Annotated in this window: 23 protein-coding genes; 12 read left to right on the top strand and 11 right to left on the bottom strand. The window is 74.5% G+C overall.

What is annotated here, in order from left to right; all coding sequences use genetic code 11:
- The first annotated feature begins 121 nt into the window (after nucleotides 1-121).
- The 4 genes from FHR77_RS01810 to FHR77_RS01795 all read left to right on the top strand — a co-directional run bounded on the left by FHR77_RS01810 (nucleotide 122) and on the right by FHR77_RS01795 (nucleotide 4,024).
- Nucleotides 122-1,042, top strand: a complete 921-nt coding sequence (locus tag FHR77_RS01810) for an HpcH/HpaI aldolase/citrate lyase family protein (protein WP_167258361.1) — start codon at nucleotides 122-124, stop codon at nucleotides 1,040-1,042.
- A gap of 218 nt (nucleotides 1,043-1,260) precedes the next feature.
- A complete protein-coding gene (locus FHR77_RS01805) occupies nucleotides 1,261-1,905 on the top strand; it encodes a PadR family transcriptional regulator (RefSeq protein WP_167258359.1) in 645 nt (214 codons plus the stop codon).
- 177 nt (nucleotides 1,906-2,082) lie between these two features.
- Complete coding sequence (locus FHR77_RS01800) at nucleotides 2,083-3,114, top strand: DNA/RNA non-specific endonuclease (RefSeq protein ID WP_167258357.1); 1,032 nt, start codon at nucleotides 2,083-2,085, stop codon at nucleotides 3,112-3,114.
- 43 nt (nucleotides 3,115-3,157) lie between these two features.
- Nucleotides 3,158-4,024, top strand: coding sequence for a hypothetical protein (locus FHR77_RS01795; RefSeq protein WP_167258355.1), 867 nt, complete (start codon nucleotides 3,158-3,160; stop codon nucleotides 4,022-4,024).
- Here the strand turns inward: FHR77_RS01795 and FHR77_RS01790 are convergent.
- The 4 genes from FHR77_RS01790 to FHR77_RS15790 all read right to left on the bottom strand — a co-directional run bounded on the left by FHR77_RS01790 (nucleotide 4,021) and on the right by FHR77_RS15790 (nucleotide 7,067).
- Nucleotides 4,021-4,386 (bottom strand): hypothetical protein, encoded by a 366-nt coding sequence (locus tag FHR77_RS01790; protein ID WP_167258353.1) that lies wholly within the window; start codon nucleotides 4,384-4,386, stop codon nucleotides 4,021-4,023. The genes FHR77_RS01795 and FHR77_RS01790 overlap by 4 nt on opposite strands.
- A gap of 10 nt (nucleotides 4,387-4,396) precedes the next feature.
- Nucleotides 4,397-4,927, bottom strand: a complete 531-nt coding sequence (locus FHR77_RS01785) for a GNAT family N-acetyltransferase (RefSeq protein ID WP_341777181.1) — start codon at nucleotides 4,925-4,927, stop codon at nucleotides 4,397-4,399.
- Between the two features lie 98 nt (nucleotides 4,928-5,025).
- Nucleotides 5,026-6,399 (bottom strand): peptidoglycan DD-metalloendopeptidase family protein, encoded by a 1,374-nt coding sequence (locus FHR77_RS16520; RefSeq protein ID WP_167258351.1) that lies wholly within the window; start codon nucleotides 6,397-6,399, stop codon nucleotides 5,026-5,028.
- Between the two features lie 182 nt (nucleotides 6,400-6,581).
- Entirely contained in the window at nucleotides 6,582-7,067 is a 486-nt protein-coding gene (locus tag FHR77_RS15790; protein ID WP_167258349.1) for a MarR family transcriptional regulator, read from the bottom strand.
- Between the two features lie 74 nt (nucleotides 7,068-7,141).
- On the opposite strand from FHR77_RS15790, the gene FHR77_RS01770 reads away from it, so the two are divergent.
- Entirely contained in the window at nucleotides 7,142-8,242 is a 1,101-nt protein-coding gene (locus FHR77_RS01770) for a hypothetical protein (protein ID WP_167258347.1), read from the top strand.
- A 12-nt stretch (nucleotides 8,243-8,254) separates the two neighbouring features.
- Here the strand turns inward: FHR77_RS01770 and FHR77_RS01765 are convergent, their stop codons facing one another.
- The 3 genes from FHR77_RS01765 to FHR77_RS15780 are packed head-to-tail and all read right to left on the bottom strand — an operon-like array spanning nucleotide 8,255 to nucleotide 10,343.
- A complete protein-coding gene (locus FHR77_RS01765) occupies nucleotides 8,255-8,941 on the bottom strand; it encodes a histidine phosphatase family protein (protein ID WP_167258345.1) in 687 nt (228 codons plus the stop codon).
- Between the two features lie 12 nt (nucleotides 8,942-8,953).
- Nucleotides 8,954-9,661, bottom strand: coding sequence for a nucleoside/nucleotide kinase family protein (locus FHR77_RS01760; RefSeq protein ID WP_167258343.1), 708 nt, complete (start codon nucleotides 9,659-9,661; stop codon nucleotides 8,954-8,956).
- Nucleotides 9,662-9,665: 4 nt separating this feature from the next.
- Nucleotides 9,666-10,343, bottom strand: a complete 678-nt coding sequence (locus FHR77_RS15780) for a DedA family protein (RefSeq protein WP_341777180.1) — start codon at nucleotides 10,341-10,343, stop codon at nucleotides 9,666-9,668.
- A 190-nt stretch (nucleotides 10,344-10,533) separates the two neighbouring features.
- Here FHR77_RS15780 and FHR77_RS01750 point away from each other — a divergent pair, with 190 nt between their 5' ends.
- The 4 genes from FHR77_RS01750 (at nucleotide 10,534) to FHR77_RS01735 (ending at nucleotide 15,867) form a co-directional block, all read left to right on the top strand.
- Complete coding sequence (locus tag FHR77_RS01750; protein WP_056052803.1) at nucleotides 10,534-11,511, top strand: ABC transporter ATP-binding protein; 978 nt, start codon at nucleotides 10,534-10,536, stop codon at nucleotides 11,509-11,511.
- On the top strand, nucleotides 11,508-12,389 hold the full coding sequence (locus FHR77_RS01745; RefSeq protein ID WP_167258339.1) for an ABC transporter permease subunit: 882 nt from the start codon (nucleotides 11,508-11,510) through the stop codon (nucleotides 12,387-12,389). The genes FHR77_RS01750 and FHR77_RS01745 overlap by 4 nt, the downstream gene beginning before the upstream one ends.
- Nucleotides 12,390-12,566: 177 nt before the next feature.
- Nucleotides 12,567-14,063 carry a DHA2 family efflux MFS transporter permease subunit gene (locus FHR77_RS01740; RefSeq protein WP_056052796.1) on the top strand — a complete coding sequence of 499 codons (1,497 nt, stop codon included), beginning with the start codon at nucleotides 12,567-12,569 and terminating at the stop codon, nucleotides 14,061-14,063.
- A gap of 412 nt (nucleotides 14,064-14,475) precedes the next feature.
- Nucleotides 14,476-15,867 carry an MFS transporter gene (locus FHR77_RS01735; RefSeq protein WP_156369959.1) on the top strand — a complete coding sequence of 464 codons (1,392 nt, stop codon included), beginning with the start codon at nucleotides 14,476-14,478 and terminating at the stop codon, nucleotides 15,865-15,867.
- Between the two features lie 33 nt (nucleotides 15,868-15,900).
- Here FHR77_RS01735 and FHR77_RS01730 read toward each other — a convergent pair whose 3' ends face one another.
- Nucleotides 15,901-16,599, bottom strand: coding sequence for an NAD(P)H-hydrate epimerase (locus tag FHR77_RS01730; RefSeq protein ID WP_243861359.1), 699 nt, complete (start codon nucleotides 16,597-16,599; stop codon nucleotides 15,901-15,903).
- 127 nt (nucleotides 16,600-16,726) lie between these two features.
- On the opposite strand from FHR77_RS01730, the gene FHR77_RS01725 reads away from it, so the two are divergent.
- Together FHR77_RS01725 and FHR77_RS01720 are read left to right on the top strand one after the other, a co-directional pair.
- Entirely contained in the window at nucleotides 16,727-17,524 is a 798-nt protein-coding gene (locus FHR77_RS01725; RefSeq protein ID WP_167258335.1) for an alpha/beta fold hydrolase, read from the top strand.
- Between the two features lie 175 nt (nucleotides 17,525-17,699).
- Entirely contained in the window at nucleotides 17,700-19,250 is a 1,551-nt protein-coding gene (locus FHR77_RS01720) for a flavin monoamine oxidase family protein (RefSeq protein ID WP_167258333.1), read from the top strand.
- Here FHR77_RS01720 and FHR77_RS01715 read toward each other — a convergent pair.
- Both FHR77_RS01715 and FHR77_RS01710 read right to left on the bottom strand, forming a co-directional pair.
- Nucleotides 19,142-19,954 carry a Pr6Pr family membrane protein gene (locus tag FHR77_RS01715; RefSeq protein ID WP_167258331.1) on the bottom strand — a complete coding sequence of 271 codons (813 nt, stop codon included), beginning with the start codon at nucleotides 19,952-19,954 and terminating at the stop codon, nucleotides 19,142-19,144. The genes FHR77_RS01720 and FHR77_RS01715 overlap by 109 nt on opposite strands.
- Nucleotides 19,955-20,114: 160 nt before the next feature.
- Nucleotides 20,115-20,954, bottom strand: coding sequence for an aldo/keto reductase (locus FHR77_RS01710; protein WP_167258329.1), 840 nt, complete (start codon nucleotides 20,952-20,954; stop codon nucleotides 20,115-20,117).
- Between the two features lie 336 nt (nucleotides 20,955-21,290).
- On the opposite strand from FHR77_RS01710, the gene FHR77_RS01705 reads away from it, so the two are divergent.
- On the top strand, nucleotides 21,291-21,572 hold the full coding sequence (locus FHR77_RS01705) for a hypothetical protein (protein ID WP_056052773.1): 282 nt from the start codon (nucleotides 21,291-21,293) through the stop codon (nucleotides 21,570-21,572).
- Nucleotides 21,573-21,714: 142 nt separating this feature from the next.
- Here FHR77_RS01705 and FHR77_RS01700 read toward each other — a convergent pair whose 3' ends face one another.
- Nucleotides 21,715-22,416: an endonuclease/exonuclease/phosphatase family protein gene (locus FHR77_RS01700; protein WP_307803270.1), complete on the bottom strand. Its 702-nt coding sequence runs from the start codon at nucleotides 22,414-22,416 to the stop codon at nucleotides 21,715-21,717.
- Nucleotides 22,417-22,529: the final 113 nt, after the last annotated feature.

The following is a 22,529-nucleotide window of genomic DNA, read 5'->3' as shown; positions in this document are numbered from 1 at the left end:
CTGAACGGTACGCCCGTCTCCTCCCAGAAGCCGGGACGCCCCGCCCTCGGGGGGCGGACCGGTACCGTGGGGGCGACCGCCTGACGCGACCACCGGCCGCCGACCGAGACGAGGACGTCCCATGACCGAGACCGCAGACACCGCGCCCGCAGACGCCGCGACCGCAGCACCGACCCCCGGCGGCGAGCCGTCCTCCCGCCCCGACGGGCGACGTCGCCCGAAGCCCCCGGCCGACATCGCCCGCAGCTGGCTGCTCGTGCCCGGCACGGCCCCCGACCGGTTCACCCCCGCGGCGGCGTCGCGGGCCGACCAGATGGTGCTCGACATCGAGGACGCCGTCGACCCCGCCCGCAAGCCCGCCGCCCGCGACGACGTCGTCGCCTGGCTCCGCGACGGCGGCGAGGCCTGGGTGCGCATCAACGACCGCTCCACCGACTTCTGGTCGGACGACGTCGACGCCCTCCTCGGCCTGCCCGGCCTGCAGGGCGTCATGCTCGCCAAGACGGAGGCGCCCGAGCACGTCACCGAGACCTTCGACCGGCTGGGAGGCGCGGTGCGGGTGCTCGCACTGGTCGAGTCGGCCCTCGGCATCGAGGAGAGCCCGTCGATCGCCAAGGCCCGCGGCGCCTTCCGCCTCGCCTTCGGCAGCGGCGACTACCGCCGCGACACCGGCACGAGCGCCGACGACCTCGCCATGGCCTACCCGCGCTCGCGCCTCGTGGTCGCGAGCCGCATCGGCGGCCTGCCCGGCCCGATCGACGGCCCGACCGTCGGCAGCAGCCACCCGGTGCTCCGCGAGCAGGCGGGCGTCGCGGTCGCGCTCGGCCTCACCGGCAAGCTCTGCCTCGACGTCGAGCAGCTCCCGGTGATCAACGAGGTCATCAGCCCGACGCCCTCCGACGTCGCCTGGGCCCAGGACTTCCTCGCCGACTTCGAGGGCCGCGGCCGGGTCATCCGCGACGGCAGCGACCTGCCCCGCCTCGGCCGCGCGCAGAAGATCGAGAAGCTCGCCACGGCCTTCGGCGTCGCCCCCGCGAGCTGAGCCCGGCGCAGCACCCGAGGAGGCGCGTCCCCGCACCGGGGGCGCGCCTCCGTCGTCCTCCGGGCCGTGGATGTGTCGTCAGGGGTTGACGAACGACTTTCAGCGACATATCTTCGACACATCGCGGAATGGTCCGCGACACTCGACCCCGAGCCGCCCCGCCACTCAGCCCGCGGCCTCCGCCCGGTCGAGACCCCCGACCGGAAGGACGTGCCCCCATGGCACAGCACCACGAGGACGACCAGCACCACGACCACGACCGCCGCTCGCACGACCCGCTCGCGGGCGGAGCGCGCTTCGGCCGCCCCTTCGGCCGCTCCGGCCGCCCCGGGCCGGGCTTCTCCGGCCTCGGGTTCCCCGGCTTCGGCGGCCCCGGCTTCCCCGGCCCCGGCGGCCCGCACCGCGGCGGCCGCGGGCGCGCCCGCCGCGGCGACGTCCGCCTCGCGATCCTGTCGCTCCTGGCCGACGCCCCGTCGAACGGCTACGGCCTGATCAAGGCCATCGCCGAGCGCACCGACGGCGTCTGGAAGCCGAGCCCCGGCTCGGTGTACCCGACGCTGCAGCAGCTCGTCGACGAGGGCTTCATCGTCGACGGCGTCGAGACCGCCACCGACGCCAAGGGCGAGTACTCGCTGACCGAGGCCGGCCGCACCTACGTCGCGGAGCAGGCCGACGCCATCGAGGCGGCCTGGGCCGCCACGGCCGGCGACGCCGAGGGCTCGGACGAGTTCCGCGAGAGCCTCGGCAAGCTCTTCGGCGCGGTCCAGCAGTTCCGCACCGGCGTCACCGACGCCCAGCGGGCGGCCGCGACGGCGAAGCTCGACGAGACCCGTCGCGCCCTGTACGCCATCCTGGCCGACTAGCGACGCCGGCCCGGCCGGTGCCGGGCACGCGACCGCCCCGAGGAGGCACGGTGCAGCAGCCGCTGCGCCGCGCCTCCTCCGTCGTCCGCCCGGGCGCCGCGGCCCCCGGGCGGATGTCGGCGGCCGGGTGCACCATGACCCGCGAGGGGCCGAGGGCCCCACCGGCAGGAGGCGCGGATGACGACCACAGGCGACCAGGACGCACGTGCAGGGCTGGACGGAGCTGACACCGGCACCGACATTGGCACCGGCGACGCCGCAGGGCCCGTCGACGCCGACCTCGCCGGCACCGACACTGGCACCGGCGACGCCGCAGGGCCCGTCGACGCCGACCTCGCCGGCCTCGACCCGGACGGGCCCGACGCGGCCTCGGCCACGGGCTACGACCCCGGCTTCCTCGCCGTGGGCGTCCCGTTGCCCGACACCGGCGGCCGCGTCGTCCGCGAGCTGCCCTACGCGCACTTCACCGTGCTGCTCGACCCGGCCCGGCGCCTGGCGGCGCTGACCGTGGTCAACGTCGACGGCGACTCGCTGATCGACCTCGAGCGGGGCGACGACTGGCACCTCGACGAGCGCGTGCCCGCCGACGAGCAGTGCGGCCCCGAGGTCTACGCCCGCAACGACCTCGACCGCGGCCACCTCGTCCGTCGACGCGACCCGGTCTGGGGATCGCCCGCGGTCGCCTCCCGTGCGAACCGCGACACGTTCTCGTACACGAACGCCGCGCCGCAGGCCGCCGACTTCAACCAGTCGGCCGAGCTCTGGCTCGGCCTGGAGGACCAGGTGCTGCAGTACGCCCAGGTGCACCGGCAGCGCCTGACCGTCTTCACCGGGCCGGTGCTGCTCGACGACGACGCCCCCTACCGCGGGGTCCGCATCCCCCGCAGCTTCTTCAAGATCGCGGCCTGGGCGACCGGGGGCGGAGCCGCGCTCCGCACCGCGGGCTACCTGCTCGACCAGGGCCCCGAGCTCGACGGCGTCGACCTCGAGGCCGCCTTCGCCCGGGCCCACGAGGCCGGCGACCCGCCGCCCCTGGGCGAGTACCGCACCTTCCAGGTGCCCGTCCGCGACATCGCCGCCCTCACGGGGCTCGAGATCGCGCAGCTCGCCGAGGCCGACTCCCTGCAGACCGTGCCGACCGTCCAGCCGCCGGAGGGGCTGCGGCCGGGCTGGGTGCCGCTCACCTCGGTCGACCAGCTGACCTTCTGACCCGCCCCGCGCCTCCGGGCCCCGCGTGGCATCATCGACCTCCGTGCCCGACCTCAACCCCGAAGACCTCGACCCCGCCGAGCGCGACCTGACGGGGCGCGACGCAGGCGGGCGACCGCTGACCGTGCTCGTGCCGCGCGAGCACGACGCCCTCCCCCGGCGGTCCTCGTCGTGGCGTGCGGTCCGGGCCTGGTTCACGGTGCCCGCCACGGCGGCCGTGCCCGAGGCCGCCGCCGTGCAGCACCTGCTCACCGACCCCGAGCTGCACTGGGCGCCCGGCCTCCGGCGGGGCACCCTCGCGGTGCTGCCCTCCCCCTCCGCCTTCACGCGGGCGCTGCTCGCCTGGGAGTGGTCGATCGACGCGGCCGACTTCTCCGTCAGCTCGGCCGAGCCCACGGGCTGGTCCGCCGACGAGACCCGCGCCGTCGAGGCCTGGCTGCGCGCCGCCGCCGCGGCGCTGCAGCAGCAGGGCGAGCGCATCGACGACGACGTGCGACGGGTCGTCGACGACGTCGCCGCGGGGCACGACGAGACCCGCCCCGCCGCCGCGGGATCGGCCCGGCTCGTGGAGGCGCGGCTCGGCACGGGGGTCGAGGGGCCCGCCGTCGGTGCGGCCCACCCCCGGGTCGACGTCGTGCTGCCCGCCTCGGACGACCCGGGCCGAGAGGTCTTCGTCGACACGGCGGACGGCGCGGAGCTCGGCGAGAGGCGGACCGTCGCCGTCGACGGCGACCCCGTGGCGTTCCGCTACACGGTCGCCGACGGTGTCGACGACGTGACCCCGCGGGAGCTCGCCCGGTGGCACGACCAGCACCTGCAGCGACTGCTCCTCGCCGACGACGCGCGGCAGGCGGCTGTGCACGTCGTCGCGGGGATCGCTCCCCCGGCGTCGGTCGGCTACGGCGCCTAGCGGGTCAGCTCGACGTCGACGACCGCCACGAACCGGCTGCCGACGCCGTCGACCTCGGTGCGCACGACGCCGTCGGCCGGGGTCGGCAGCTCGTCGGCGTGGTGGTCGTCACAGCTGAGGTGCGTCCACTCCGGCCACCACTTCTTCGGCCGCGCGGCCTCGTGGTAGCCGCAGACGACGCACGACAGGTCGACCCAGACGGGCTTGCCCGTCCGGTTCGCGCGGGACTGCACCAGCCAGGCCGGGGGCGACTTCTCGAGCTCGAGCAGCTCGTCGACCGTGAGGCGGGCGGGGATGCCGTGCCGGGCGGCCATCTCGAGGGGGATGTCGAGGCGGAGGGCGGCGTCGCGTCGCGTGATCACGGTGCCCACCCTAACCGGCGTGCTGCTCCGCCCCGACGAGCACCTTCTCGAAGCAGATCGACTGCGGGATGGTGGTGACGTAGGGCTCGTAGGTGGGGATGCCCGTCCAGCCCGTCTTCTCGTAGAGCGCCACCGCGTCGGGCTGGCGGTCGCCGGTCTGCAGGATCATCCGCGGGGCGCCCGCCGCGCGGGCGTCGGCCTCGACGCCGGCCATCAGGAGGCGCCCGATGCCCCGGCCGCGCTGCTCACGGTCGACGATGACGCGCTTGACCTCCCACTCGCCGCCCCGGTCGTAGAGGGCGGCGTGGCCGAGGGCTGTGCCGTCGGGGTCGACCACGAGGAGGGTGGCACGGACCTTCTCGGGGTGCACGAGGAGAGCGGCGTCCCGCGCGGCGACGACGTCGTCGGGGTCGGGCTCGCGGCCCGCGCTGTAGACCGCCGACATCTCGGCGTCCATCCGGGCGCGGAGCTCGACGGCGCGGAGGTCGTGCCAGTCGACGTGCTCGAGGTGGACGGAGGGCAGGGCGGGAGCGTTCGACACCTGTCGATCTTGCCACTCCGCTCGGGGTCTGCTCTGCGCCCGCCGTCTGCTCTGCGCCCCAGACCGGTGCGCTGGCCCTCGATCGGAGCCGAGGCCCGCTAGCGGAGGCTGACGCCCCGCGCCGCCATGAAGGGCACCGGGTTCGTCGAGGCGCCCGAGACGCGGGTCTCGAAGTGCAGGTGGCAGCCGGTCGAGTTGCCGGTCGAGCCGACGAGGGCGATCAGCTGGCCGGCGACGACCGACTGGCCCTTCGACACGCGGATGCCGCCGTTCACGATGTGGCCGTAGGCCGTGCTCAGCCCGCCGGCGTGCGCGATCCGCACGTAGTTGCCGTAGCCGCCGTACGAGCCGGCGTAGTCGACGGTGCCGGAGGAGGCCGCGTAGATGGGCGAGCCGCAGCCCGGGGCGAGGTCGACGCCGTCGTGGTTCGTGTAGATGCCGGTGACGGGGTTGACCCGCATGCCGTAGCCACTCGAGATGCCGCCGCCGCTCGGGCGCACCCAGGCCGCGCCGGACGGGGAGGGGGCCGGGGCGACGACCCCGGGCGAGCTCGGCGCGGGCGCCGGAGCGGAGGGAGCCGGCCGGGCCGCCGCGGCGGCGGCCGCCGCCGCCGCGGCCGCGGCGCGCTGCTGGCGGAGGGCCTCGGCCTGGCGCGCGGCCTCGGCCTGACGCGCGGCCTCCTCGGCGGCGAGGCGGGCCTTCTCGGCCTCGACCCCGGCCTGGTACTGCTGCTCGGTGACCGCGGTCTCCGACTGCAGGGCGGCGAGCTGGGCCTGGAGGCGGCCCTCGTTCTCCTGCTGGGCGGTGACGGCCGCGGCGGCGGCGTCGGACGCGGTCTGCGCCTCCGCCATGGAGGCCTCGGCGGCGTCACGGAGGCCGTCGAGCGCCTCCTTGGCGACGCCGGCCTGGTCGGTCAGCGACTGCACGACGTTGCGGTCGGAGACGGCCTGGGCACGGATGCCCTCGGCCTGCTCCGTGATCTTGCTCATCGCGCCGAGGCGGTAGAGGAGGTCGTCGGCGCCCTGGGCGTCGGCGGCGAGCTGGGTCGAGACGTCTCCGCCGCCCGTCCGGGCGAGCTGCGCGGCGACCTGGCCGGCACGCTTCTGGCTCTCGTCGGCGATGGCCTTCTTCTCGGCGACCTGGGCCTCGAGCTCGGCGAGCTTGGCGGCCTCGGCGTCGACGGACTCCTGCGCGGCCTGGAAGGCGGCGCCCAGGCGGTCGGCCTCGGCCTGCGCGTCGGCGGCGGCGGTCTGGAGCCCGGTCAGCAGGCCCTGGAGCTCCGTGATCTGCGCCTGCTTCGTGCTCTCGTTCGCGCGGGCCGCCGTCACGTCGTCCCAGCTGGGGTACGACGCCGCACGGGCGGGCGAGCCACCGACCACCACGCCCGCGACGACGATGGCGAGGGCCACCAGGAGCGTCGAGACAGCGACGAGTGCGCTGCGGGCGGACGGGACGGAGACGGCGTGGCTCACGGAGGCGGTACCTAACTGGAGGAGGGACGCCGGTCTCCGCACCTCGTGGGCGCGTCCTCCCGGCCGGGGAACTCCTCCACCCTAGGTGCGCGACCGGCGAGGGTAAACCCGTCGGGCCCGATGCCTGTGGATGGATCTGTCCCCAGTTGAGGGTGCACAGGGGGCCTCACGAGTCACACGAGTCACACCAGCACCGCGTCTTGTCCCCCGGGGGCGCCGTCGCCGAAGGCGGTGTTGAGACGGTGCAGCGACGCGGCGAGCTGCTCCACCTCGTCCGCCCGCCAGCCGTCCAGGCGCTCGGCGAGGGCGGCGCGGTTGGCGTCGACGGACCGCGCGAGCAGCTCGTCGCCGCGGGGGGTGAGCGCGAGCACCTGGCCGCGGCGCGTCTCCGCCGACCCGGCCGGCGCCTCCTCGCCCACCGTCGTCACGAGCCCGAGCTCGACCAGGCCCGCGAGCTGACGCGACACGGTCGACCGGTTCAGCGAGAAGTCGGCGGCGATGTCGATCGCCCGACAGCCCGGGTGCGAGGCGATGAAGGTCACGAGCGAGTGCTCGACGAACGAGAGGGGGGCGCTGCGGGCACGGGCTCGCGCCACCGCCCGGCGGGAGACCCGCTCGAGCTCGGCGTAGACGGCGTCGATGCCGGTGGTCTGGTCGTCGGCTTGCACGCCCCGAGCCTACGAGGGCGAGCCCGTGCACGACGAGCTGGCACCGCGCGCGCTCGAGGGCTAGGGTGTGTTGCATGGTGCAACACAAACACTCCCCCTCGACCACGACCGCTCCGACCGCGAGCGCCGCCCCGGCGGCGGGCCGCCGCCCGCGCCTCGACCCCCGGTTCTGGCGAGGGCTCGGCCTGCACCTCCTCATCCCCCTCTTCCTCGCCGCGGGGATGGCCCTGGCCTACCTCGGAGCGTTCGGCCACCCCGCGCCCCACCACCTGCCCGTCGCCGTCGTGGGCACCAGCGCCGAGGCCGAGGTCTTCGCCCAGACCCTCAACGACCGGGCGCCCGACGCCCTCGACGTCCGTACGGTCGCCGACGAGGGCGCCGCCCGGGGCCTCGTCGCCGACCGGGAGGTCGTCGCCGCCTACGAGGCGACCGCGGACGACGCCACCCTCTTCGTCTCGAGCGCCGCGAGCGACACGACGGCGTCCGTCGTGCAGAAGGTCTTCCTGCCCGTGGCGTACCAGCAGCAGCTGCCGCTGCAGGTCGAGGACGTCGTGCCCTCGGGCGAGGGCGACCCCACGGGCCAGGGCCTCTTCTTCCTGCTCGTCGCGCTCAGCGTCGGCGGGTACGCGAGCGCGGCCGCGATCTCGGCGGTCGTCGCTCCGGCCCGCACGCGCCTGGCCGCCCGCCTCGGCATCGCCGTCGTCACCGCCGCCGTCGTGGCCGCGATCGGCACCGTCGTCGTCGGGCCGGTCTACGGCATCGTCGACCACGCCCTCGGCCAGCTGTGGCTGCTCAGCTGGCTGTACGTCTCGACGATCGTCGTCATCGGCGTCGGCCTGCACCCGCTGCTCCGGCACTGGACCACGCCCCTGCTCACGATGCTCTTCGTGATGCTCAACTTCACCAGCTCGGGCGGAGTGTTCGCCGCCGGCCTCGTGCCGCCGTTCTTCGCCGCGCTCAGCAGCTTCTGGAACGGCGCCGCGTGGCTGCACGCGACGCAGACCGTCGTCTACTTCGCCGGCCAGGGCATCGGCCGCGACGTGCTCGTCCTCGCCCTCTGGCTGGTCGCCGGCCTGCTCGTCGCCGGGCTCGTGCACCTCGGCAGCGTCCACCGCACGCGGCTGGCCGACGAGCTCGCGCCCGTGACGGAGGAGGACGAGGTGGTCGCCGCCTAGGCGACCCCCGCCCTACGGCCGGGCCGGGGCGTCGACGACGTCGGCCGGGGCCTCGCCCGTCGGGTCGTCGGCCGTCGGGTCGTCGAGGTCGGCGCCGCCGAGGGGCGTGCCCTCCCACGAGACGAGGCGGAAGCCGTCGGTCGTGCTGCCCTCGACGACGACCACGCCCGTGTTCGAGAGGTCGTGGTCACGGACGAACGTGCCGCCCGCCCCCGCCACCCGGCAGCCGACCCAGCCGCGCACGGCCGCGCCGTGGCTCACCACGGCCACCGTGCCGTGGCCGTCGGCCGTCGCGCGCTCGATCGCCGCGTCGTAGCGGGCCAGGAACTCGTGGCCGCTCTCGGCCCCGGGCATCCGTGCGTCGCGGTCGCCGACGACCCACCGGGCGACCGTGCCCATGTAGGCGGCGCCCGCAGCGGGGTCGGCGCGCATCTCGAGGTCGCCCGCGACGACCTCGCGGAGGCCGTCGAGCACGACGGGCTCGAGGCCCCGCGCCGCGGCCAGGGGCGCCGCCGTCAGCTCGGTGCGCACGAGCGTGCTGACGAACAGCGCGCCGATCGTCTCCGCCGCGAGCGCGGCCGGCAGGGCCTCCGCCTGGCGCAGGCCCAGGTCGGTCAGGCGGGCGCCGGGCGCGGTGGTGCCGAGGGCGCCGATGACGTTGTCGGGGGTCTGGCCGTGTCGGATCAGGAGCAGTCGCATGATGCGCCCAGCCTACGAGAGGCCCCCGACGCCGGGCTCCGGGCGCAGGCCGTGCCCCGGGCCCGGACCCGCACCGGCGTCCGCGACGACGACCAGGTCGGCCGACGCCCGTCCGGCGCGCACCAGCCGGGCGTTGCCCTCGTCGGGGCCGGTCGCCCACGCGAGGGCCGCCTCCTCGTCCTTGCCGAAGCGCACGTGCCGGGCGACGAGGCGTCGCAGGCGCTCCGCCGGGTCGACCTCGACGAACCACGCCTCGTGCAGGGCGGCGCGGGCCGCCGTCCACGGCTCGGCGTCCAGGAGGAGGTAGTTGCCCTCGGTGACGACCACCTCGACCTCGGGCGCGACGGCGATCGAGCCGGCCACCGCCTCCTCGAGGTCGCGGTCGAAGTCGGGTGCCCAGACCGGGCGCGGCCCCGGCGCCGCGAGGCGCCCCAGCAGCGCGACGTAGCCGTCGGCGTCGAAGGTGTCGGGGGCGCCCTTGCGGTCGCGGCGCCCGAGGCGGTCGAGCTCGGCGTTCGCCAGGTGGAAGCCGTCCATCGGAACGACGACGGCCCTCAGCCCCGCGGCCGCGAGCGCGACGACGAGCTGGGCCGCCAGGGTGCTCTTGCCCGCGCCGGGCTCGCCCGCCAGCCCGACGACGGTGCGGCGCCGGCCGGAGGCGCGGTGCCGGTCGACGAGGCCGGTCGCGGCCTCGCTCGCCCGCGTCGCGCCCGCCGTCACGGCCTCAGAGGCCCTTCGCGGCGGCGGCCCGGTCGCGGCGTCCGGCCAGGGCCTTGCGCAGCACGGTGACGACGATCGGCATCACCGACACGACCACGAGCACGATCGCCCAGACGTCGACGTGGTCGCGGATGATCGGCACCCCGCCGAGCAGCGAGCCGAGCACCACCATGCCGACCGCCCAGAGGAAGGCGCCGATGACGTTGAAGACGACGAACTTGCGGTAGGTGTAGCCCGCGGTGCCGGCGGCCAGGGGCACGTAGGTGCGGACGATCGGCACGAAGCGGCCGAGGATGAGCGAGACGCCGCCGTACTTGGCGAAGAACGCCTCCGCCTTCTCGAGGTGCGCGGTCTTCAGCACGCGCGCGTCGGGGCGGAACCACCGGCGCCCGAAGGTGTGGCCGAGGAAGAAGCCGACCTGGTCGCCCAGGAAGGCCGCGACGAACGCGCAGAGCGCGATCACCCACACCTCGAGGCCGAGCGGCTCGTGCAGCAGGCCGGCCGTGAACAGGAGGGAGTCGCCGGGCAGGAAGGGGAAGAGCACGCCCGACTCGATGAAGATCATCAGCGAGATGCCGGCGAGCGCCCACGGCCCGAGGGCGGGCAGCAGCGCCTCGGGGTCGAAGAGGAGGAACCCCCCGGAGGCGGCGGGCAGGGAGGCGAGGAGCACGTCGGTCGTCACCGGAGGACTGTAACAAGGTCGGCGGGCACGACCGGTCCTCCCCCGCGCAGCGCAGCCGGGCCCGCTCCGCCTCGTCCGGTCGGCGGATGCCGCCGGGGCGCCCGCGGCCCTATCGTCGGTCGAGGACCGCCGTGCGACCGCGCGGGGGCGGCGCTGCGGCGCCGGACGGCCCCGGGGAGGAACCCACCACATGATCGAAGCTCGGCACCTGACCAAGAGGTACGGCCAGAAGGTCGCCCTCGACGACGTGTCGTTCACCGTGAGGCCGGGCATCGTGACCGGCTTCCTCGGCCCGAACGGCGCGGGCAAGTCGACGACGATGCGCATGGTGGTCGGCCTCGACCGCCCCAGCTCCGGCTCGGTGACGGTGAACGGCCGCCCCTACGCCGAGCACCGGGCTCCCCTCCGCGAGGTGGGCGTGCTGCTCGACGCGAAGGCCGTGCACCGCGGGCGCAGCGCCTCCGAGCACCTCCACGCGATGGCGGCGACCCACGGCATCGGCCGCTCGCGCGTCGCGGAGGTCATCGCCCTCACGGGGCTCGAGCCCGTCGCGAAGAAGCGCGTCGGCGGGTTCTCGCTCGGCATGGGCCAGCGTCTCGGCATCGCCGCGGCGCTGCTCGGCGACCCGGCCACCCTGATCTTCGACGAGCCGGTCAACGGCCTCGACCCCGAGGGCGTCGTCTGGGTCCGCACCCTGGCCCGCCACCTCGCCGCCGAGGGGCGCACGGTCTTCCTCTCGTCGCACCTGATGAGCGAGATGGCCCAGACCGCCGACCACCTGATCGTGCTCGGCCGCGGCCGCGTGCTCGCCGACGCCCCCGTCAGCGAGGTGATCGCCCAGGCCTCGGGCGACGGGGTGCGCGTGCGCAGCCCGCACCTGCCCCAGCTCGTCGAGCTGGTCCGCGCCGAGCACGGCGTCGAGCCGGTCACGGCCGACGACGGCTCGCTCGAGCTGCCCGGCGTCACCGCAGCCCGGGTCGGCGAGCTCGCCGCCTCGCGCGGCATCGTCCTGCACGAGCTGACCCCGGTGGTGCGCTCGCTGGAGGAGGCCTACATGTCGCTCACCCAGGACTCCGTCGAGTACCACGCGGGCGGCGCCGCCGCCGCGACCCCTGCCTCCCCCGCCGCGGCCGAGAAGGCCGCCACGACCCCCGGAGCCTCGCGATGACCGCCGCCGCCCACACCCGACGCTCCGCCCACGGCCACTCGGTCGGGCCCGGCGTGACCTTCGCCCACGTCGTCGCCTCCGAGTGGATCAAGCTCCGCAGCCTGCGCTCGACCGCGTGGTGCTTCGCCGTCATCGTCGTGATCGTCGTCGGGTTCGGCGCGCTGTTCGCCTCCGTCGCCAGCGGCTTCGAGGGCATGGAGGCGACGGCCGAGCAGCAGCAGGCGCTCGGCGTGCAGGTCATCACGATCGGCGTCGCCTTCGCCCAGCTCGTCGCCGCGGTGCTCGGCGCCCTCGTCATCACTGGCGAGTACGGCACCGGCATGATCCGTTCCACCTTCACCGCCGTGCCCCGGCGCACGCCCGCGCTCGTGGCCAAGGTGCTCATCGTCGGCGTCAGCACCTTCGTCGTCTCCGGCCTCGCCCTGGTCGTCGCCGCGCTCGTCTGCACGCCCCTGCTCTCGTCGTCGACGGGCATCGAGCTCGACCTCGGAGACACCGGCCTGTGGTGGTCGCTCGTCGGCGCCGCCGCCAGCGTCGCGATGATCGCGATGATCTCGTTCGGGCTGGGCGCGGTCATCCGCAACGGGGCCGGCGGCATCGCGGCGTCGATCGGCCTGGTCTTCGTGCTGCCGATCATCTTCACGATCGGCATGGCCGTGATCTCCGAGCCGTGGATCTACACGCTCTACGAGTTCACCCCGCCCCAGGCCGCGACCCGCGTCTTCGAGTACCAGGTCGAGGGGTCGTCGATGCTGACCCCGCCGACGGTCGACGACGCCGTGGTGCTGACGCCGTGGCAGGCCCTCGGCGTGCTCGCCGGCTGGGTCGTCGCCCTGTTCGTCGTCGCGGTCGCCGCGGTGAAGCGCCGCGACGTCTGACGCCGCCGCCGCTCGGCCACGGAGCCCGCCGGCCGCCCCTCGGGTCGGCTCGCGGGCTCCCGGCACATCCAGGGGCGATCCGCGGGAATGATCCAGGCGGGCGGGGCCTTCTCCCTGGAGCGTCTCGACGGTGAGGTCGCCTCCCGCCATCCGCCCTCGTTCCCCAGGAGCACCGCCATGACGAGCGACACCGCCCGCCCCACGACCGCCGCCCCCGCCGGCGCGGCCGGCGCCGACGACGGCCCCGATGCGGCGACCGCCGCCCGCAACAAGCTGGTCATCGGGCTGCTGCTCGTCTCGGCCTTCGTCGTCATCCTCAACGAGACGATCATGGGCGTGGCGCTGCCCAGCCTCACGCGCGACCTCGACATCACCGTCACGGCCGGCCAGTGGCTCACCACCGGCTTCATGCTGACGATGGCCGTCGTCATCCCGATCACGGGCTTCCTGCTGCAGCGCTTCGACACGCGCCCGGTCTTCATCACCGCCATGAGCCTGTTCAGCCTCGGCACGGCGATCTCGGCGATCGCGCCCGGCTTCAGCGTGCTGCTGATCGGCCGCGTGGTGCAGGCGTCGGGAACGGCGATCATGATGCCGCTGCTGATGACGACCGTCCTGACCCTCGTGCCGCCGGCGACCCGCGGCCGCACGATGGGCAACATCTCGATCGTCATCTCGGTGGCCCCGGCCATCGGCCCGACCATCTCCGGCCTCATCCTCAGCGTCCTCGAGTGGCGCTTCATGTTCATCCTGGTGCTGCCGATCGCCCTCGCGGCGCTCGCCCTCGGGGCCGTCCGCGTCAAGAACGTGACGACGCCCACCAAGGTGCCCCTCGACGTGCTGTCGGTCATCCTCTCCGCGTTCGCCTTCGGCGGCGTCGTCTACGGCCTCAGCACCTTCGGCGAGGGCGCCGAGGCCGCCGTGCCGGCGTGGGTCCCGCTCGCGGTCGGCGTCGTGGCCCTCGTCGCGTTCGTGCTGCGCCAGCGCGCGCTGCAGCGCACCGACACGGCGCTCCTCGACCTCCGCACCTTCGCCTCCCGCACCTTCACGATGTCGACCCTGGTGCTCGGCATCGGCATGATCGCCCTGTTCGGCACGCTGATCGTCCTGCCGATCTACCTCCAGAACGTGCACGGCCTCGACCCCCTCGCGACCGGCCTGCTGCTCCTGCCCGGCGGGCTCGTCCAGGGCCTCCTGTCGCCGATCGTCGGCCGCCTCTTCGACAAGTACGGCCCGACCGTCCTGCTCGTGCCCGGCACCGCCCTGGTCAGCGCCGTGCTGTGGTTCCTGTCGACGGTCTCCGAGTCGACGCCGATCCCGATGGTGCTCGGGGCGCACGTGGCGCTGAGCATCGGCCTCGCCCTGATGTTCACGCCGCTCTTCACGTCGGGCCTCGGCTCGCTGCCGGGGCGTCTCTACTCGCACGGCAGCGCGGTCGTCGGCACGGTGCAGCAGGTCGCCGGCGCCGCCGGCACGGCCGTGTTCGTCACCGTGATGACCCTCGCCGCGACCACGGCCGCCTCCGGCGGCGCGGGCGACGTCGCCGCCGCCAGCAGCGGCGTGCGGGCGGCCTTCCTCGTCGGCGCGGTCATCTCGGTGTTCGCCGTGGTCGGCTCGTTCTTCGTCCGCCGGCCGCCGGTGGTCGAGGGCGCCGAGAAGGTGGTCGCGCACTAGGCGACCCTCCTCGGGGAGGGCACCGCGCCTCCCCCGGGCCGGCCCTCCCGTGGCTGGCTCCGCCCCCTGACGCCTGCGCGCGCGACCTCGTGTCGAGCGTTCAGGCGTCAACGGCGTCCGGCGGCCGTCACCGCTCCGCCGAGCCGGTCGCCCCTGAACGCTCGACGCCTCCGCCGCCAGCCCCTCGGGGGCACCGGTCGCAGGCCCCGGGCGGGGAGTAGCTTCGACCGGTCGCGGCCCGTGCAGAGGCTGCACTCCTGCAGCGTCTGCACTCCCCGACCGGCCGACGGCACCTGCGCCGCGGCCGCTCCGCACGTCGAGCGCAGCACCCGGGGAGGCACCCATGTCGAACACGCCCACCACCGCCGAGGGGGCGACCGGGGCTCCCCGGCGCAGCCTCGTCCCGGCCCGGATGGACCGGCTGCCGTGGACCCGCTTCCACTGGACGATCGTCGTCGGCCTCGGCTTCTCGTGGGTGCTCGACGGCCTCGAGATCCAGATCGTCGCCTCCGCCGGTTTCCAGGCCGACCTCGGCCTCACGGCCGCCCAGGTGGGCTACCTCGGCACCATCTACCTGCTCGGCCAGGTCGCCGGCGCCCTGATCTTCGGGCGCATGAGCGACACGCTCGGCCGCAAGAAGCTGTTCATCCTCACGTTGGCCATCTACCTCGTCGCCAGCGGCCTCGCCGGGCTCTCGCCGAACTTCGCCTTCCTGGCCGTGTTCCGCTTCATCGCCGGCATGGGCATCGGCGGCGAGTACGCCGCGATCAACTCGGCCATCGACGAGATCATCCCGTCGCGCTACCGCGGCCGCGTCGACATCGCGATCAACGGCACGTACTGGGGCGGTGCGGCCCTCGGCTCGGCCGCCAACCTCTTCCTGCTGAACACCGACTACTTCGCCGAGGACGTCGGCTGGCGCATCGGCTTCTTCATCGGCCCGGTGCTCGGGCTGATCATCATCTACCTGCGCCGGCACATCCCCGAGAGCCCGCGCTGGCTGATGACCCACGGCCGCGAGGAGGAGGCCGAGGCCACCGTCACCGACATCGAGAAGAGGGTGGAGGCGGAGGGCCGGCACCTGGAGCCCGTCAGCGACGACCAGGCGCTCGAGATCGCCGGCGACGGCCGGATCCCGTTCAGCGTGATCTTCCGCACCCTCGTGAAGGACTACCCGAAGCGCACCCTCGTCGCCGCGACGATGATGATCACGCAGTCGTTCCTCTACAACGCGATCTTCTTCACCTACGCCCTGGTGCTGCAGAACTTCTACGGCACCGACCCGGCGTCGACGCAGTACTTCTTCTTCCCGTTCGCGATCGGCAACCTGCTCGGCCCGCTGCTGCTCGGCCACCTCTTCGACACCTGGGGCCGTCGGCAGATGATCTTCCTCACCTACGGCGTCTCGGCCGTGGTGCTGGCCGTGTCGGCCGTGCTCTTCCACATGGACGTGCTGAGCGCGACGACCCAGACGGTCTTCTGGTGCGTGTCGTTCTTCTTCGCGTCGGCGGGCGCCTCCTCGGCGTACCTCACGGTGAGCGAGATCTTCCCGCTCGAGCTGCGCGGCCAGGTCATCGGCTACTTCTTCGCGCTCGGCCAGATCGCGGGCGCGGTCGCCCCGACGCTCTACGGCGCCCTGATCGGCGACGGCACCGACCGGGGGCCGCTGACCTTCGGCTACTTCCTCGGCGCGGGCATCATGCTGGTCGGCGGCGTCATCGCGTTCGTCTTCGGCGTGGCCGCCGAACGGAAGTCGCTCGAGGCGATCACCAGCCCGCTGTCGGTGGTCAAGCCCCGATCGTGAGGCCGGGCCGGGTCGTGAGGGCGGCGCCGCTCGTCAGCGCGTGACGAGCGGCGTCATCCGCGCGAGGTCGGGCAGCAGCCCGATGTCGATCAGCACGACCTCGCCCGCGAGGCCGGCCGCCGGCTCGAGGAGCAGCCCGGCCTTGTGGCCGCCGAAGGTGACCGTCAGGGTCGCCGGGAGCACGGCGGGGTCGGGCACGCTGCCGTCGTCGGGGCCGACGCCGCTGGGCACGTCGACCGCGACCACGGCGGGCGCGCCCGGCTCGCGCAGCGAGGGCAGCAGGGCCTCGACGACGTCGCGCGCCCGGCCCCGCAGCGCGGGGTCGGCGCTCGTGCCCGTGCCGACGAGGCCGTCGAGCAGCACCGCGGCGCCCGTCTCGTGCAGTCGCCGACGGGCGGCCTCGGGCGTGGCCCACGCGGCCGGGTCGTCCGTGACGGCACCGGCCCCGGTGGCCGCGGCGAGGCCGGCCTCGTGCACCCGGGATCCGGTCGGCACCACGGTCACCGGGCAGCCGTCGGCCGCGAGCGCCGCCCCGGCGAAGAGCGCGTCGCCCCCGTTCGATCCGCTGCCGACGAGCAGCACCACGGGGGCGGGCCACCGGCCGGAGTCGCGCAGCAGACCGCGCACCGCCTCCGCCAGCCCGTCGCTCGCGCGCTGCATCAGGGGCTCGCCCGCCTCGAGGTGCGGCGCCTCGGCCGCCCTGACCTGCTCTGCCGACCATCCGTGGACCATGGCGTCCATCGTGGCCGACCCGCGCCTCCCGCGCTCGCTCCGAGGGAAGTAGACCGGGACCGGGGCGATCCGGGCACGAACGGACCGGTCCGGGCACGCGGGTTCGCCTCCCTGCCAGACTGGCCGGATGCGTTCTGAGGCCCACAACCCCGTCGACGGCACCGCGATCGCCTACGAGGTGGCCGGTGACGGCGCCCCGCTGCTGCTCGTGCACGGCTCGGGCCTGTCGAAGGGCAGCTGGCGCGGGCTCGGCTACCTGCGCGACCTCGAGCGCGACTTCACCGTCGTCGCCCTCGACCTGCGGGGCCACGGACGGAGCGGCGGGCCCCACGACCCTGCCGCCTACTCGATGGCCCACCACCGCGGCGACGTCGCCGCCGTGCTCGACGCCACCGGGCTCGCGCCGGTGCACTACGTCGGCTACTCGTTCGGCGCCCGGGTCGGGCTGTCGATCGCGGCCCACGAGCCCGAGCTGCTCCGCACCCTGACGACGATCGGGGGCAGCTGGGCGCCCATGAACGGCAACATCGGCGCGACCTTCACGCCCGACTGGCACCAGCGGCTCACGACCGGGGGCATGGACTCGTTCATCGCCGGGTGGGAGCTCGCGATGGGCCGCCCGCTCGACCCCGGCACGCGGCTCGCCTTCCGCCAGGACGACCCGGAGGCGCTGGCGGCGTTCTTCACCGCCGCCGAGACGGGCGGCGGCCTCACGGCCGAGCAGCTCGACTCGGTCACGGTGCCGACGCTGCTGCTCGCGGGCACCCGCGACGTCGAGCGGCACCGCGAGTCGCAGGACGCCGCACGCCGCATGCCCGAGGCCGCGTTCTACGAGCTCGTCGGGCAGGACCACGCGTCGTCGCTGCAGCCGGTCGACCAGGTGACCGACCTGCTGCGGACCTTCCTCGAGGCCGTCGACGCCTGAGCGCCCGTCGCGCCAGCGCGCCGCCCCGGCCTCGACGGTTCAGGAGGGAGCCGCGCGGGGCGGCCCGCGACGGGCCGCTCGCGCCGGCCGCTCCTGAACGCTCGACGCGCTCGACGCGCGCGACGCGCCCGCGGAGCGCGACACGGCCGCCCGTCGCTGCGATGATGGACGCACCATGGGCATCAGTCGTCGCGCGTTCCTGACGGGCTCGGTCTCCGGGGCCGTGCTCCTGCTGGCCGCCTGCACGACCGACGCCCCGCCGCCGACGGCGACCCCCACGGCGACCCCGACGCCCACGCCGACCCCGCTGCCCGAGGGCGTCGCCCCGGTGGCCTTCCGGCGCAGCAACTGGGCCCGCGACCCCTACGCCCTCGGCGCCACGAGCCACCTCACCCCCGACGCCGGCCCCGACAGCCGCCGGGCGCTCCGCGAGCCCCTCGGCGACCGCGTGTTCCTCGCCGGCGAGGCCACGGCCTCGGTCTCGCCCGGCACGGTCTCCGGGGCGCGCGCGAGCGGGTTCGAGGTCGCCGACGCCGTGGCCGACGTCGCGCAGCCGGGCGAGCGCATCGCCGTGGTCGGCGCCGGCGTCGCCGGGGCGACGGCCGCGCGCAGCCTGGCCGACCGCGGCTTCGAGGTCGTCGTGATCGAGGCCCGGGACCGCGTCGGGGGCCGCGTCCACAGCGTCGACGGCGACGACTGGCCCTTCCCCGTCGAGCTCGGCGCCGCGCTCCCCCTCGGCGACGCGGCCGTCGCCCTCCGCGCGGCCCTGGCCCTCGGCGGGGTGGCCCTGACCCGGCTCGAGCCCACCGTCGAGGCCCGGGGCGCCGACGGGGCCACCCTCGTCACCGACGGGCCCGTGCTCGACGCGACGACCGCCTCCGCCCTCGCCCGGGCTGCCGAGTGGGCGGTCGGCCGCGCCGGCTCCCCCACCCTCGCCGAGGCGCTGGCCGGCTCCGGGGCCGACCAGGTGTCGGCCGAGCCCGACGCCTCAGGGGTCTCCGACGCCGACCGGCTCGCCGTCGTGGTCGACGAGGTGCTGCCGGTCCGCTTCGGCGCGGGCGCCTCGGCCCTCGCCGCCCGCGAGCTCGACGCGGGCGGCGCCTCCGGCGTCTCCGACCTCCTCCTGCCCGCGGACGCCGCCCTCGTCACCGGCGGCTTCTCGTCGTTCGTCACGGCCCAGCTGCGGGGCCTCGACGTGCTCCGTGACAGCAACGTCGTGCGCATCCGCCACGGCGACGAGGGCGTCGGCCTGCGGACGGCCACCGGCGAGTCGCTCTCCGCCGACCGCGCCGTCGTCACCGTCCCCCTGGGGGTGCTGAAGGAGGCGTCGGTCGAGTTCTCGCCGGAGCTCCCGCAGCAGCACCTCGACGCGATCGACGCCCTGGGCGTCGGCCACCAGGAGGTGCTCTGGCTGCGCTTCGAGCGGGCGTTCTGGTCGACCACGGCCACCGTCTGGGTCGTCGCCGACGACACGGCCCGCTGGCGCGTCTTCCTCAACCTCGAGCCGGTCACGGGCGAGCCGGTGCTCGTCGCCCTCACGGGCGGCGACGCGGCCCTGGCGACCCTCGAGCTCGACGACGACGAGGCCGTCGCCCAGGCGATGGCGAGCCTGCAGCCCTACCTCGACCTGCTCGACGACCCGGCCGACGACGACGCCGAGGGCGACGACGGAGCCGACACCGAGCCGGGCGAGACCACGACCCCCGACGCGACCCCCGCCTCCTGAGCCCCGGCCGCCCCGGCCGCCCCGGAGCCCGCCCCGCCCCCGGGCTGGTCGACGTGCCCGGGCGGGGGCGCGGTGCCGGCCAGCGGGCCGCGGGGCCGCAGGTGGCTGAGCGCGATCAGCCCGGTCAGCACCCCGACGATCGTGCCGAGCGCGATGGCGTTGTACATCAGGAACTCGCCGGGCCACGAGACCTGCGCCGGATCGAGGAAGAAGTAGGGGTACCAGCCGACGTCGGCGCCGCGGACGATCGTGGCCACGCCCCAGACGACCGGGTAGACGAGGACGACGCCGAGCACCTTCCAGCTGATGCGGCTGCGCCCCGGGGCCAGCACCCAGTCGACGAGCACGTAGCTGGGGATCCAGAAGTGCAGCACCTGGCTCGACCAGGGCACGCCGATCGCGTAGCCGTTGGCCAGCGACTCGGCGACGATGATGCCGTAGACGATGCCCGACACGATGACGTAGGTCGTGACGAGCGCGTGGACGGAGACGAAGAGCGGCGACTCCGACCGGCCGCGGAGGGCGGCCACGCCCGAGCCGACGAGCACGACGACGTTCGACATGTTGCTCTGCTGCGTGAAGTAGCTGAAGTAGTTGAACGACGTGAAGGTCGAGAAGCCGAGCACGTAGACGAAGTTGCCCACGAGCGCGACGAGGCCCACGGCGGCGGCCAGGAGGCGCAGGCCCCCCACGACGTGACGCACTTCGACGGTTCTCCTTCGGCGACCTGCCGCGGCCCGGTCCGGCAACGGCGGAGACGACGAGCGTACTAGCGCCGACCGGGTGCGGCACGGGTGCCGCGCCCGGTCGGCGCTGGTGCGATCGACGCCGCGAGGGGCCCGCGGTCGCGGGCCCCGGGCGGGATCAGGACGGGATGTAGTCGAACGTGTCGGGGTCGGGGCCCGTGCGCTCGCCCTTGTCGAGGTCGGTGATCGCGGCCACGTCGGCGTCGCTCAGCTCGAAGTCGAAGAGCGCGAAGTTCTCCTCCACGCGCTCGCGCGTGACCGACTTCGGGAAGACGATGTCGCCGCGCTGCACGTGCCAACGCAGGGTGACCTGCGCGGTCGACTTGCCGACGCGCTCCGCGATCTCGACGAGGGTCGGGTCGTCGAGCACCTTGCCCTGGGCGATGGGCGACCAGGCCTCGGTGTGGATGCCGTGCTCGACGCCGAAGAGGCGCAGCGAGTCGTTCGTCAGGTACGGGTGCACCTCGATCTGGTTGACGGCCGGCACGACGTCGGACTCGTCGAGCAGGCGCTGCAGGTGCGCCTGCTGGAAGTTCGAGACGCCGATGGCCTTGGCGCGGCCGGTCGCGTGGATCTCCTCGAGGGCCTTCCAGGTCTCGAGGTAGTCGACGTCGGTGGTCGGCAGGGGCCAGTGGATGAGGAAGAGGTCGACGTAGTCGCTACCGAGGGCGTCGAGGGTGCCGTCGAACGCCTTCAGCGCGTCGTCGCGGCGGTGGAAGCCGTTGTTGAGCTTGGAGGTGACGAACACCTCGGAGCGGTCGAGGCCGGAGGCGCGGAGGGCCTCGCCGACGCCGGCCTCGTTGCCGTACATCTCGGCCGTGTCGATGTGGCGGTAGCCGACCTCGAGGGCGGCGAGCGTCGCGTCCTTGGTCTCGTCGGGCTCGATCTGGTAGACGCCGAAGCCGAGCTGGGGGATCTCGACGCCGTTGTTCAGGGTGATGGTGGGGATCGTGGTCATGCACACCAGGCAACCACTCGCGCCCGACGGCGTCCCGGCCAACGCCCCTGGTTCTCTCGGTCGCCTCGTGGTACAGTCATGAGTCGCTTGGCGATGATCCTCTCAGATCGTCCCCGATCCACGGCCTGTCGTCCACACACAGGCCGGATCGAACAGCCTCACGAGCACCACCGGTCCGGGCCTCACCAGCTCGCCTACTCACCGGTCCGTCGCTCGAGAGCGAGGCCCGACCAGGTCACCGACCTGCGGACGCACCGTCCGACCCCGCCGAGAACGGCGGACCACGCACGCCCCGCGCTGCGTGCCACAGAGCAAGAGCACCGAGAGAAACACATCATGAACGAGAACATCATCACCGTCTCGGGCACGGTCACCACCGAGCCCTCCCCGTCCACCCCCCGCCTCGTCGAGTTCGTCGTCGTCGACGACCGCGGCGCCGAGTTCGTCGTCCGCGCCTGGGCCGACGTCGTCACCGACGCCGTCCGCGTCGGCTCGGCCGTCACGGTCGAGGGTGCCCAGGGCTGGGTCATCCCCGGCCGCAGCTGGCGCCGCGAGCCGAGCCGCACCATCGTGCAGGCGTACGCCGTGAGCACCGGCGCGCTCGCGCTGGCGGCCTAGCCGCTCCTGCGGGAGTCGCCCCGCGCCTCCCGCACGCCGGTCACGCCCCCGAGGGGGCACCGACCACGGCCCCCGGCCGACACGACGCCGCCCGCCCCGACGAGATCGGGGCGGGCGGCGTCGTGTGTGCGGGCGCGGCGGGTCAGGCGGTCGCCAGCCCCCGCGCGCGCACGAGGATCGGCCGGTGGTCGCTGACCCCGGCCGGCAGCGTGACGACGTCCTCGATCGTGAGGTCGTAGCTCGTCGCGAAGTCGAAGTGGCCCTTCACGTAGCGGTAGCCCAGGTACGTCGGCGTGCTGCTGCGGGTCAGCGTGAAGCCGTCGCGCTCGATGCGCTTCTTCAGCCCGCCGTGGAACCACGGGTAGTTGAAGTCGCCGACCATGAGCATCGGCACGCCGGGGGCGAGCGCGCGCATCAGCTGGTGCGCCGACTCGACCTGCTTCTTGCGCAGGCCGTTCGTCGCGGTGAGCGGCGCCGCGTGGAACGAGCCGATCAGGACGTCCTGCCCCGACAGGCGGTCGTGCAGGTGCATGGCCAGCAGGCGCTCGTGCGCGGGCGACATGACGCGGTCGTGCATCGACTTCTTCAGCGCGTAGACGTTGGTGCCGAGCAGCTCGAAGCGCTCGGCGCGGTAGTAGGCCGCGAGCCCCAGCCGGTTGTTGCGCGTCGACGCGGCGAGCGTGTACGCGCCGAACGACTCGGGGATGTCGTTCGTGTCGGCTTCCTGGAGGCACAGCACGTCGGCCGTGTGGTCCTCCGCGAGGGCCTGGATCTCGTGCTTGGCGGTGTGCTCGCGCAGGTTGTAGCTCACCACGCGCATCGTGTTGCCGGTCTCGTCGTCCACGAGTGACGAACCTAGTCCCTCGATGTTTCGATCAGTCGCAGGCTGCGCGCGGAGGACAGCGTGGTCGACCCGACACACGACGGAGGCGGCCCGCACCTCCCCCAGGGAGCTGC

The sequence above is a fragment of the Frigoribacterium endophyticum genome, from assembly GCF_011759585.1.
In the GTDB taxonomy this organism is placed as follows: domain Bacteria; phylum Actinomycetota; class Actinomycetes; order Actinomycetales; family Microbacteriaceae; genus Frigoribacterium; species Frigoribacterium endophyticum.
The sequence above is the reverse complement of the archived record's forward strand: the minus strand, read 5'-3'. Positions and strand labels throughout refer to the sequence as shown.